The organism is Bacillus sp. FJAT-18017, from assembly GCF_001278805.1.
Taxonomy (GTDB): Bacteria; Bacillota; Bacilli; order Bacillales; family Cytobacillaceae; genus Bacillus_D.
Map to the genome: position 1 here is coordinate 3,316,464 of NZ_CP012602.1, position 11,333 is coordinate 3,327,796.

The 11,333-nt window shown below is 44.8% G+C and carries 8 protein-coding genes; 1 reads left to right on the top strand and 7 read right to left on the bottom strand.

What is annotated here, in order from left to right:
• Positions 1–296: 296 nt before the first annotated feature.
• The 7 genes from priA to AM500_RS15530 all read right to left on the bottom strand — a co-directional run bounded on the left by priA (position 297) and on the right by AM500_RS15530 (position 9,025).
• Positions 297–2,711, bottom strand: a complete 2,415-nt coding sequence (gene priA / locus AM500_RS15500; RefSeq protein WP_053600021.1) for a primosomal protein N' — start codon at positions 2,709–2,711, stop codon at positions 297–299.
• Entirely contained in the window at positions 2,712–3,917 is a 1,206-nt protein-coding gene (gene coaBC, locus AM500_RS15505) for a bifunctional phosphopantothenoylcysteine decarboxylase/phosphopantothenate--cysteine ligase CoaBC (RefSeq protein WP_053600022.1), read from the bottom strand.
• A gap of 293 nt (positions 3,918–4,210) precedes the next feature.
• The gene (rpoZ, locus tag AM500_RS15510; protein WP_043933383.1) at positions 4,211–4,429 is read right to left on the bottom strand and encodes a DNA-directed RNA polymerase subunit omega; all 219 of its coding nucleotides are present in this window, start codon (positions 4,427–4,429) and stop codon (positions 4,211–4,213) included.
• Positions 4,430–5,044: a guanylate kinase gene (gmk, locus tag AM500_RS15515; RefSeq protein ID WP_053600023.1), complete on the bottom strand. Its 615-nt coding sequence runs from the start codon at positions 5,042–5,044 to the stop codon at positions 4,430–4,432.
• A gap of 12 nt (positions 5,045–5,056) precedes the next feature.
• On the bottom strand, positions 5,057–5,320 hold the full coding sequence (remA, locus tag AM500_RS15520; protein WP_043933385.1) for an extracellular matrix/biofilm regulator RemA: 264 nt from the start codon (positions 5,318–5,320) through the stop codon (positions 5,057–5,059).
• A gap of 60 nt (positions 5,321–5,380) precedes the next feature.
• Positions 5,381–6,256: a YicC/YloC family endoribonuclease gene (locus tag AM500_RS15525; RefSeq protein ID WP_053600024.1), complete on the bottom strand. Its 876-nt coding sequence runs from the start codon at positions 6,254–6,256 to the stop codon at positions 5,381–5,383.
• Positions 6,257–6,343: 87 nt separating this feature from the next.
• Positions 6,344–9,025 (bottom strand): calcium-translocating P-type ATPase, SERCA-type, encoded by a 2,682-nt coding sequence (locus tag AM500_RS15530; RefSeq protein WP_053600025.1) that lies wholly within the window; start codon positions 9,023–9,025, stop codon positions 6,344–6,346.
• 189 nt (positions 9,026–9,214) lie between these two features.
• Between AM500_RS15530 and AM500_RS15535 the strand changes: the two genes are divergently transcribed.
• Entirely contained in the window at positions 9,215–10,927 is a 1,713-nt protein-coding gene (locus AM500_RS15535; RefSeq protein ID WP_053600026.1) for an Rqc2 family fibronectin-binding protein, read from the top strand.
• The last annotated feature ends 406 nt before the right edge of the window (positions 10,928–11,333 follow it).

Genomic DNA, 11,333 nt, shown 5'->3' on the forward strand with positions numbered 1-11,333 from the left:
ACTATACTTCCTCCAGTTTGTAAATTACAGAATTACTATATAAAACAAACTAATTTGGTTTGATCTTTGATCTCCACTACAGGCGCTTCGCTTTCCGTGGGCGGGCGGGGAGACCCCACAGGAGTCTTCGCGCCTTCCGTTACAATCAAAAAAGATTCATTATTTCATCCTATATATCGTTGAGAACCATCCAGATTACTTCTTATTTTTGCCAAAAATCTTCAGTATCTTTCATGTTTAAAAAAGGGAAAATGATTTGGTTCCATTTTCCCTAAAAATATCAGTGTAATAGTATATTACATTAATAAATACGGATTTATATCAACCGAAACCTGAAGGCCTGAAGAGCCTTCTTCCTTTTGATACTGGTCGAGGACCATTTTTAAAGTTTCGTTAAGGGAGGGTTCGCGCTTGTATTTCACCAGGCATTGGTATCGGTAACGGTCATTAATCCGTGGAATTGGGGACGCAACCGGTCCCAGAACTACTGCATCCTCCGATACTCTTGCTTTAATATACGAAGTGATTTGCTCTGTCACGGATACTGCCTTCATCAGCTGATCATGGCTGACTGTCACAAGTGCCAAATAAAAGAAAGGAGGATATTTGTGTACCTTCCTGGCCATCATTTCCCGTTGATAGAACAGATCGTAATTCTGTGTTCCCGACAGTTCAATGCTGTAATGATCTGGTGTATACGTTTGAATGACGACCTCACCCGGCAATTCATGCCTGCCCGCCCTTCCGCTTACTTGTGTCATAAGCTGGAATGTCTTTTCCGACGACCTGAAGTCAGGCAAGTGCAGCATTGTATCTGCAGACAATACACCGACTAGTGTAATATTCGGAAAATCGAGCCCCTTGGCAATCATTTGCGTCCCCAGAAGAATATCGGCATGGCCTTCGGAAAATTCCTTCAGAAGCCTCTCATGAGAACCTTTCCTTGTCGTTGTATCCATGTCCATCCTGACGACTCTGGCATGAGGGAGCAATTTGCCGAGTTCCTCCTCAACCTTTTGTGTGCCTGTCCCAAAATAGCGGATATGTTCGCTGTTGCACTCCGGACAAATAAGCGGAACATGAGTCTCATAGCCGCAGTAATGGCATTTCATTTGCTGATTCATCCTGTGGTAGGTCAAAGAAATGTCGCAATGTGGGCAGCCCATGACGTAACCGCAGTCCCGGCACATGACAAAAGATGAGTGTCCCCTCTTATTCAGGAAAAGAACAATCTGTTCCTTTTTCTCCAGCCTGTCCTCAATTTTTTCAAAAAGCAATCTTGAAAACATTGACCTGTTCCCCGACCTCATTTCTTCCCTCATATCGACGATTTGAACATCGGGCATTGGCTGGGCATTCATCCGGTAAGGCAGACTAAGAAGTGTATAAACTCCTTTTTGCGCACGGGCAAACGATTCAAGTGAGGGTGTCGCACTTCCAAGAATGATCGGACAGGAATGCTTCTTGCCTCTTTCAATGGCTACATCCCTGGCATGGTAACGCGGCATTTCTTCCTGCTTGTAACTGGTTTCGTGTTCCTCATCAATAATCATAATGCCAAGGTTTTCAAACGGAGCAAAAATGGCCGACCTCGCTCCCACAGCGACCTTCACTTCCCGGCGCTGTATTTTCCTCCACTCGTCGTATTTTTCGCCAGCTGAGAGACCGCTGTGCAATACAGCCACCTCGTCTCCAAAACGGCCTTTGAATCTTTCGACCATTTGAGGTGTTAAAGAAATTTCAGGAACGAGAACAATTGCTTCTTTGCCTTTATTGATTACTTCCTGAATGGACTGCAAGTATATTTCTGTTTTTCCGCTGCCGGTGACACCATAAAGAAGGAAAACCTCATGCCTTTCCTCTTCGATGGAAGCAAGAACTGGTGAAATCGCTGACTGTTGGTCATCTGTAAGGCTATGGGGCTTGGTTTTTTCAAAATTCCTGTTTTCATAAGGATCTCGGTAGACTTCGAGATCTTTTTCCTCCAGGACTCCCTTGTCTACCAGTGCCTTTACCGCAGATGCCGAAAAGCCAAGTTCAGATGTTATTTTTCTAAGTTCAATAGGATCGGGATTTTTAATAAAAAAATCCAGCAATTCCAACTGTTTGATAGCCCTGCCAGGTATTTTGCCGGCTTCTTCTTTTAAGATTTCAGGAGTATGGAGCGGAAACACATATCTGAGATGTTTCTTTCTCATTCGTTCCCGCACTTCATAAATGACTTCAACGAATCCATCCGAAGCAAGCTTTTGCAAAGTCGGGACCAGCCCTCCTTTGACAGCATCTTCCCAGCCTATTTCACCGTTGCCTTCAAAATGATGGCGTAAATTCACGGGCAGCTCCTCGACTGTTCTGTCCTGTGCCAATATTACCTTCTTATCGTATTTCGCTTTTAGCGCTGCAGGCAGCATCGCTTGGAACGCGGAAATTTTAAAGCTCAGCGTATTCTCCGTCAACCAATTACCAAGGCTTAATAGTTCCTCATTCAATACAGGCATCAAGTCCATTGGTTCATGGATTTCCCTAAGCCTGTCAAATTCGGAGCGGTCTTTCAAGCCTACGACAAAACCTTGAACCTTCCTAGGGCCAAAAGGGACTACCACCCTCATCCCTGGGACAATTGTATTAACCCACTTATCGGGAATCAAATAATCAAAAGGCTTGTCTGTTTGTTTTGCCGGGACATCCACTATTACACTTGCAATATTCATTTACCGGCCTCCCCCTGCCAGAGTTGAAGCTTCTGCAATGATCCGTTTGGCTACCTCCTGCTTCGTCATCAGCGGAAGGCTCTCGCTCGTTCCATCCTTTTTAAATAAAGAGACAATGTTTGTGTCCCCATGAAAGCCGGCACCTATGGTTTTTACATTATTAGCAACAATCATGTCGGCATTTTTTGATGAAAGCTTCTTCTTTGCATATTCTTCAAGATTCTCGGTTTCCGCGGCAAAACCAATCAGTACTTGGTGAGTCTTTCTTTTTCCTAGCTCCATGAGAATATCCTTCGTACGTTCCAGTTCGATAGCCTCATCTCCCTGTTGCTTCTTCACCTTTTGCTGGTGGGTAATCTTCGGCCGATAATCAGCAACTGCAGCAGACTTAATTACAAAATCCGTTTCATCAAAGCAGCGAAGGACGGCTTCATACATGTCCTGTGCGCTTTCGATGTGGATTACTTCCGCCCCTTTGGGAGGGGTCAGGGCAACCGGTCCTGTAACGAGGATAACGCGGGCACCTTCCCTGACAGCTTCTTCAGCAATCGCATATCCCATTTTGCCGCTTGAATCATTTGTAATGAAACGTACTGGATCAATTCGCTCACGCGTAGGCCCTGCGGTCACTAAAACGGTTTTCCCTTTTAATAAACCATGCTCTCCGCTAAAAAAAAGCTGTGCAAGTTCAACGATTTTCTCCGGTTCCTCAAGCCTTCCCTTCCCTACATAGCCGCAGGCAAGGTACCCTTCACCAGGCTCGATGAATCTATATCCAAAACTATATAAAATTTCAATATTCCGCTTTACAGCAGGATGCTCGTACATATGTACATTCATTGCAGGAGCTATCCATACGGGAGCTGTAGTAGCCAGCAGAATGGTCGTGACCATGTTATCCGCAATCCCGGCAGCCAATTTGCCAATTGTATTGGCTGTTGCCGGTGCGCAAATGACCAAATCAGGCCAATCTGCCAGATCGATATGTGCAATTACTGCCGAATCTTTTTCATCAAAGGTATCTGTATAAACATCATTCCGGGACAATGCCTGGAATGTAAGCGGCGTAACAAACTGCATTGCAGACTCGCTCATGACCACTTTTACATGAGCGCCTGCCTGGACCAGCTTTGATGTTAGAGCAGCTGCTTTATATACCGCAATTCCACCTGTCACACATAATAATACTTTCTTACCGTTTAACATTTGGTACTCCTCCGTCTCGTTTCAACCACTATCCTCATTATGAAGGAATGCTTTCAATTTTTCATCTATTGGGCATTAATGAGCCAAGCTCCAGTTTCGGGACCAAACATACTTATATTTTAATGGTATATTTCAATTTTCGAAAAAGAATTAGCTGAAGAAACAGTGTGATCAAAAGTACTGAATTTTTCTTAAGAATGCTGTCAAATGATCGATAAGCCATCCCAAAAAAAGGAACAAGCGCCCTGGGAACGGGCGCTTGTTAATAGTTCAATGTAGGTATTGAGTAATGTTTATTCCGCTGAATTGTCGGCCCTATTTACGACACGGTAGGAAAGTTCCCCTACGTAAATCTCCTCAAGTGCTTTGCCGACAAATTTGTGGGAAACATATTTATCAAGACGCAAGTCATCATTTTGCTGAAGAAAACGTGCGCGTTTTGCTGCAACAGACACGAGTGAGTATTTTGAATCAATTTTATTTAACAAGGAATCAATAGATGGATATAACAATTATTCCGCCTCCAATAATTTGATGTACCGCTCTTCAACACGTTCACGCCGGCAGTGTTCTGCTGTAACTATTGCCTTAATTCTGTCGGTAGCCAGCTCGACTCTATCATTTTCTACTACATAATCGTACAGGTGCATCATCTCAATTTCTTCCCTAGCCGTCAGCATCCTGTTATTAATCAGATCCTCGGATTCGGTTCCGCGAGTAACAATCCGATTCTTCAATTCAGTAAGACTTGGCGGCATCAAGAAAATGAACAAGCCTTCCGGAAACTTCTCCCGGACTTGCTTCGCACCTTTTACTTCAATTTCAAGAAAAACATCCTTGCCGGAATCCAGGGTTTCCCTGACGTAATCAACAGGTGTCCCGTAATAATTCCCGACATATTCAGCGTATTCAAGAAGTTTGCCCTGTGCAATCAGCTCTTCAAACTCTTCCCTCGATTTGAAAAAGTAATCCACACCATGGACTTCCCCTTCACGCGGCCTCCTTGTGGTCATTGAAATCGAATATTCAAATGAGGTGTCAGGCTGAGAAAAAATTTCCTTTCTCACAGTGCCTTTTCCTACTCCTGACGGCCCCGATAGTACAATCAGTAATCCTTTTTCCTGCATTGTGCGTACAACCTACCCTTCATCCAATATATCATCTCGGCCCGAAAGCCTGCCAGCAACTGTTTCCGGCTGGACCGCAGAAAGTATGACGTGGTCTGAGTCCATGACAATGACAGCCCTTGTCCGTCTCCCGTATGTGGCATCAATCAGGGAACCACGGTCGCGGGCATCCTGGATGATCCTTTTAATCGGTGCAGATTCGGGGCTGACAATCGAAATAATTCTATTGGCAGAAACAATATTCCCGAACCCGATATTAATCAATTTGATTTGCATGCCGATTCTCCAGTCATCAATAATATAGTTTCGCCCTCGAACAACTGTCCTAAACCCAGACTACTCTATATTCTGGACTTGTTCTTTTAATTTTTCAATCAGGCTTTTCAACTCGACGATCCGTTTAGCAATAGCAGAATCATTCGCTTTGGAGCCAATTGTGTTTGCTTCACGGTTCATCTCCTGGACAAGGAAATCCAGCTTCCTGCCAATAGCCTCTCCGCTATCAAGAATATGAAAAAACTGGCTGATGTGGCTATTAAGCCTGGCCAGCTCTTCATGAATATCCGATTTGTCCGCGAAAAGCGCAACCTCCGAAAGCAGTCTCGATTCATCTATTTCACTGCCCAAAAGCTCTTCCATACGTGCGGCAAGCCTGTCCCTGTACTGACCTGCAACTTGAGGGGCATATTGTTCCAGTTCCTTTACCAGCTTGTCACAACGGTTTAGATTCCCTGATAGATCAGCTTTTAGTGCAGCCCCTTCAGCCAAACGCATTTGTTTTAACAATATACCCGCCTCATCCGCTGCTGAGAGGATCAAGGTACCAAGTTCATCATCTCGTGATTCACGTTCTTCAATATGTATGATTTCTTCGCGGCCAAGAATGGCCTTAAAGGCATCAGCAGGATCAAATCCATACCTTTTTCCTGCTTCCGAAGCAAACTGAAAATATTGGTCAAGCAGTGCCCAATCAACTTGAAGCGCCTTTTCTTCACTGCCTGTACCTTCAACTGTGACCAAAATTTCTACCCGGCCCCGCTGAATGTGGCGGCCAACAGTTTTTTTCAGGCTGTCCTCCAATTTCATTAAATGGCGCGGCATACGGATGCTGTATTCACAAAAACGGTGGTTTACAGTTTTAATTTCCACATTTACAGCGAAATTCCCGGATTCTCTCTGGCTGCTCCCATACCCGGTCATACTTACAACCATAATTGCACCGCCTCTCAACTGCCAATTTCGTTAACAAAAGAAAAGGCAATAGAGCCTTCTCTACTACCTTTTGGATTATATCATACTCTATTTTGTTTTTCTTGCCAAAAATGTCCCCGCCAGTAAAAAAGTTGGGATTGCTGATAAGCCAAGTATTAAAAGCCAATCGCGCGCTTCAATCGGCAGCGTGTGGAATATAGGCTGGAAGGGTGGATAATAGATAACTACTAACATAAGAATCGCTGATGAGATGACAGCCCAGACAAGGTACATATTTCCGAAAGGATTTCGTGACAAAACCGATATTTCACTGCGGCAGTCGAACACATGGATCAATTGTGCCATCACGAGAGTGGCGAACGCAACGGTCTGTGCATATGCGAGCCGGTCAGGATTGTTTTTATAAACAACTATAAAGGCAATTAGAGTAATGAGTCCAATTAGGAACCCTCTTGAAACAACCTTCCAGCCGAGCCCCCTGGCAAAAACGCCTTCCTTAGGGCTTCTCGGTTTGCGCTTCATGACATTTTCCTCGGGCTGGTCAAGGCCAAGCGCCATTGCAGGCAGACCGTCTGTTACGAGATTCACCCATAGAATTTGGATTGGGACAAGCGGCAAAGGCAGTGCCATAATCATCGCAAACAGCATAACAAGTATTTCGCCAACATTCGATGCAAGGAGATAACGAATGAACTTACGGATGTTTTCATAAATGTTACGGCCTTCCTTGATTGCTGCTTTAATGGTCGCAAAATTATCATCAAGCAGGACGAGCGCGGACGCTTCCTTTGCTACATCGGTTCCGGATATCCCCATCGCTACTCCAATATCGGCTGCTTTGATTGCAGGTGCATCATTGACTCCATCCCCGGTCATCGCAACAATATGTCCCCTGTTCTGGAGGGCTTTAACTATTTTCAATTTATGCTCCGGTGACACCCTGGCAAAAACAGAAACATCCTCCACTACTTCTTCCAACTCATCTACAGTAAGGCCAGAAAGGGTATTCCCATCCATCACCTTGCTATTTCTTTCGAGGATTCCGAGCTGTGCCGCGATTGCCTTTGCTGTAATGACGTGGTCACCGGTAATCATTACTGTCTTTATTCCGGCTTCACGGCATTCACGAACAGCATCTTTTACCTCCGGCCTTGGAGGATCGATCATTCCCTGAATTCCTATGAAAATTAAATCCTTTTCGGCTTCTTGTTCACTGAGGATTACTCTGCCAGGTGTAATAGGTTTATAGGCAACCGCGATTGTCCTCAATGCCTGCGATGCTAAGGTTTCAACTGCCCCTAGCACGTCCGTCTTTCCCTTTCCTGCCATCGACTGGACACGGCCGTCGACTAGAATACCGCTGGATACTCCGACAAGTACGTCTGGCGCACCTTTTGTTACAATAAAAGACCTGCCCTGTTTATCCTTTACTGCAATACTCATCATCTTCCTGTTTGAATCAAAGGGGAATTCATTCAGAATTTGAAATTCTTCAAGCAATTTCTTTCTATCATATCCGGCCTTCATTGCACTGACAAGGAGCGCCCCTTCTGTCGGGTCGCCATCAAGAACGATTTCTTTTTCCCTGTAAACAAGATCCGAATGATTGCAGAGCATTCCGAACATAAGCATTTGCTGTAGCGGCTTTTCATGCTTAATATCAATAGGCTGACGGGTTTCAGCAAAAAATCGTCCCTCAGGTTGATAGCCTGTGCCATCCACCGTCCAAGTTCTGCCCCCGCTCCAAAGATGGGTCACCGTCATTTTGTTTTGTGTCATTGTCCCTGTCTTATCGGAGCAAATAACAGAAGCACAGCCAAGTGTTTCGACTGCAGGCAGCTTTCTAACTATCGCATTTGAGCGGATCATCTTTTGTACACCAAGCGACAGGGCGACCGTAACAATAGCAGGGAGACCTTCAGGAATCGCCGCAACTGCCAAGGAAACACCCGCCAGGAACATTTCATATAATTCATGCCCCTGCAAGACACCGATGCCAACGACAAGGACAGTTAGTAATAAAGCGACTGTTATTAGAATTCTTCCAAGCTGTTCCAACCTTCTTTGCAATGGGGTTTCCGCAGCCTCTGCATTTTGCAAAAGGTCTGCAATTTGCCCCATCGCTGTTTTCATGCCAGTCGCAATAACAGTTCCAACCCCGGTTCCTCTTGTAACCATAGTTCCCATAAAGGCAATGTTCTCCATATCTCCTAGGCCCGGGTTTGGAGTTGTTAAGACTCCATTATCCTTCGTCACCGGAACAGATTCACCGGTAAGCGCAGACTCTTCTATTTCAAGGCTTTTACAGTCAATGAGCCTTAAATCCGCTCCAATCCGGTCCCCGCTGGCAAATCGGACGATGTCGCCTGGCACAGCTTCCCGAGAAGGGATTTTTATCCATTTTCCATCCCGGAAAACCTGAATTTGAGGAGCAGACAATTCTTTTAATGCCTGCAGCGATTTTTCGGCCTTCCTCTCTTGAAAAAAGCCGAGGAAGCCGTTTATAATGACAATCGCAATAATCGCAATTGCATCGATGTATTCACCGAGCAGGCCGGATACCAGTGTTGCCGCCAAAAGGACAAGAACCATGAAATCCTTGAACTGACTCAGGAACAATATTATCGCAGATTGCTTTTCTCCTTCCTCAAGTTCATTAAAGCCATGTACCTCGACCCTCTTTTCCGCCTCTTGCATCGATAATCCAGACGAATAGTCAGTATTCAGTGCCTTTTCCACTTCACTTACATTCATTTCATGGAACTTCATCCGGCCATCTCACTTCCCCCTTTTCAATATCCGGAATGCCATTTCCAAAGGGCATTCTGCTCTCACGTAAGCTTATTCAGACTCGTCCAAAAAAATGCTAAAATAGATAAAAGCCAATAACCTGAGTTTTTTTTAGTTTTTGCGCTATAATTTAGTTAATCTCCAGAAAAGAAAGAGCAGGTATAAATCATGTCATTTGACGGTTTATTTACAAAAGCAATGGGCGGTGAACTCGGCACGGCAATTACCGGAGGCCGAATCAATAAAATCCACCAGCCCTTCAAAAATGAAATCATTATGGTCATCCGTGCTAACGGTGCCAACCATCGGCTCCTCCTGTCAGCCCATCCAAGCTATGCAAGGGTACAGCTGACTTCAGATACGTTTGATAACCCTTCCGAGCCTCCTATGTTTTGTATGCTGCTAAGGAAGCATATCGAAGGCCATATTCTTGAAAGTGTACATCAGGCTGGTAATGACAGGATTCTCGTTTTTGAAATTAAAGGACGAAACGAGATTGGTGATGTCAGCACCAAGCAGCTCATTGTCGAGATTATGGGTAAGCACAGCAATATCATTCTTGTCGATAAAGACCGAGGTGTCATTCTCGATTCAATTAAGCACGTTTCTTATGCAGTTAATACACACCGAGTCGTCCTTCCCGGCCAGGCTTACGTTTCTCCCCCAGCGCAGCATAAGCAAGACCCTTTTATTGCAACGGAGGATGATGTACTAAAGGCAATTGATTTTAACAGCGGGAAACTTGATCGCCAGCTTGTTGATGCTTTTTCCGGCGTCTCCCCGGTTTTTGCTAAAGAAGCGGTTTTTGCAAGCGGCTTAGCAAATAGGAGTACACTGCCAAAGGCGTTCATTTCCATGATTGGCAGGCTGAAGGATGGGGCCATTGAACCTTCTATTACCTACACAGCCAATAAAGAAGCCTTCTACCTGTTCCCGCTCCGCCATTTAAAGGGTGAGCACAGAGTGTTTGGATCGCTGAGCGAGATGCTTGATCGCTTTTATTTCGGAAAAGCTGAGCGTGATCGTGTCAAGCAACAGTCCGGCGGGCTCGAACGCTTCCTTGCCAACGAGAAAGAAAAGAATGAAAAGAAAATTGGCAAGCTGAAAGCTACGTTGAAGGATGCGGAACGTGCAGAGGAATTCCAGAAATTTGGGGAGCTTTTAACAGCAAATATGCACCTTGCCAAAAAAGGCATGAAGGAAATTGACGTATTGGATTATTATGATGAGAACGGTTCAATGATTACGATTCCTTTGGATCCGCTGAAAACCCCATCCGAAAACGCCCAGCGGTACTTTTCCAAATACCAAAAGGCAAAGAATTCAGTGCTTGTCGTTCTTGAGCAAATTAAGAAAGCTGAGGATGAAGTAATTTATTTTGATACTCTTATCCAGCAGCTTGACTCAGCATCGCCGAAGGATATCGAGGAAATGCGGGAGGAGCTTGCCGAGGGCGGCTATATTCGCCACCGGGCAAGAAAGAATGGGAAAAAACTACAAAACCTTAAGCCTGTCCTTGACAAATATGTAGCGGCTGATGGAACCGAAATACTTGTTGGCAAAAACAACAAACAAAATGACTACTTAACAACGAAGCATGCTGCCCGGGACGAAATCTGGCTGCATACAAAGGATATCCCTGGCTCACATGTGGTCATCCGCAGCAAAGAACCTTCGGACGAAACAATCCAAGAGGCCGCAATGCTGGGTGCTTATTTTTCAAAGGCACGGAATTCAAGCTCCGTACCTGTCGATTACACACGAGTCCGCCATGTAAAAAAACCAAGCGGCTCGAAGCCCGGGTTCGTTATATATGACAATCAAAGGACAGTATATGTCACACCAGATGAAGAGACTGTGCTATCCCTCAAGAAGAAATAATAAGCTGTCCCAAAAGGTTGTTGATTCACGACTTTTTTGGGACAGCTTTTGTTTTGTTTTTTTAGTTTTCTGCCTAAAAAGCTCAAGGAGAGATTGACGAGTTCAAGTCATTTCTCTGTTACAATGTCGTCAATTTGTACTCGCACCCCTTCAAGGCCTTTCTACATGCCAGTACCTTAATTTTTTCCACAACGGCTTATGAATGACATTTCGCTATCTCCGGAACCCTGAGTTGTCATTCATCTGCTTTATGAATGACATTTCACTGCCTCGGTAACCTTGAGTTGTGATTCATCCGCTTTTTGAATGACATTTCGCTGCCTCGGTAACCCTGTTTTGTCATTCATCGGCTATTTGAATGATATTTCGCTGCCTCGGTAACCTTGTTTTGTCATTCAAAGAACAT

What these genes read in the sequence shown, in the direction of transcription:
- priA (WP_053600021.1), bottom strand. Translation starts at nt 2,711, where the DNA reads ATGAATATTGCAAGTGTAATAGTGGATGTCCCGGCAAAACAAACAGAC.
- coaBC (WP_053600022.1), bottom strand. Translation starts at nt 3,917, where the DNA reads ATGTTAAACGGTAAGAAAGTATTATTATGTGTGACAGGTGGAATTGCG.
- gmk (WP_053600023.1), bottom strand. Translation starts at nt 5,044, where the DNA reads ATGCAGGAAAAAGGATTACTGATTGTACTATCGGGGCCGTCAGGAGTA.
- remA (WP_043933385.1), bottom strand. Translation starts at nt 5,320, where the DNA reads ATGCAAATCAAATTGATTAATATCGGGTTCGGGAATATTGTTTCTGCC.
- AM500_RS15525 (WP_053600024.1), bottom strand. Translation starts at nt 6,256, where the DNA reads ATGGTTGTAAGTATGACCGGGTATGGGAGCAGCCAGAGAGAATCCGGG.
- AM500_RS15530 (WP_053600025.1), bottom strand. Translation starts at nt 9,025, where the DNA reads ATGAAGTTCCATGAAATGAATGTAAGTGAAGTGGAAAAGGCACTGAAT.
- AM500_RS15535 (WP_053600026.1), top strand. Translation starts at nt 9,215, where the DNA reads ATGTCATTTGACGGTTTATTTACAAAAGCAATGGGCGGTGAACTCGGC.